Here is a 937-nt window from a genome sequence, read left to right on the forward strand (position 1 = left end):
TAACTTTGTTTTAGGGCGACTGCCCTGCTGCGTAACATCGTTGCTGCTCCATAACATCAAACATCGACCCACGGCGTAACGCGCTTGCTGCTTGGATGCCCGAGGCATAGACTGTACAAAAAAACAGTCATAACAAGCCATGAAAACCGCCACTGCGCCGTTACCACCGCTGCGTTCGGTCAAGGTTCTGGACCAGTTGCGTGAGCGCATACGCTACTTGCATTACAGTTTACAAACCGAACAGGCTTATGTCCACTGGGTTCGTGCCTTCATCCGTTTCCACGGTGTGCGTCACCCGGCAACCTTGGGCAGCAGCGAAGTCGAGGCATTTCTGTCCTGGCTGGCGAACGAGCGCAAGGTTTCGGTCTCCACGCATCGTCAGGCATTGGCGGCCTTGCTGTTCTTCTACGGCAAGGTGCTGTGCACGGATCTGCCCTGGCTTCAGGAGATCGGAAGACCTCGGCCGTCGCGGCGCTTGCCGGTGGTGCTGACCCCGGATGAAGTGGTTCGCATCCTCGGTTTTCTGGAAGGCGAGCATCGTTTGTTCGCCCAGCTTCTGTATGGAACGGGCATGCGGATCAGTGAGGGTTTGCAACTGCGGGTCAAGGATCTGGATTTCGATCACGGCACGATCATCGTGCGGGAGGGCAAGGGCTCCAAGGATCGGGCCTTGATGTTACCCGAGAGCTTGGCACCCAGCCTGCGCGAGCAGCTGTCGCGTGCACGGGCATGGTGGCTGAAGGACCAGGCCGAGGGCCGCAGCGGCGTTGCGCTTCCCGACGCCCTTGAGCGGAAGTATCCGCGCGCCGGGCATTCCTGGCCGTGGTTCTGGGTTTTTGCGCAGCACACGCATTCGACCGATCCACGGAGCGGTGTCGTGCGTCGCCATCACATGTATGACCAGACCTTTCAGCGCGCCTTCAAACGTGCCGTAGAA

At 59.1% G+C, this 937-nt stretch carries 1 protein-coding gene; it reads left to right on the top strand.

Features of this window, described 5'->3' with window-relative positions; all coding sequences use genetic code 11:
- Positions 1 to 139: 139 nt before the first annotated feature.
- Positions 140 to 937, top strand: a 798-nt coding sequence (intI1, locus tag MN199_RS14725) for a class 1 integron integrase IntI1 (RefSeq protein WP_058655633.1), incomplete at its 3' end; no start/stop codon positions are given.

This window comes from Rheinheimera metallidurans (assembly GCF_036983985.1).
Taxonomy (GTDB): domain Bacteria; phylum Pseudomonadota; class Gammaproteobacteria; order Enterobacterales; family Alteromonadaceae; genus Alishewanella; species Alishewanella metallidurans.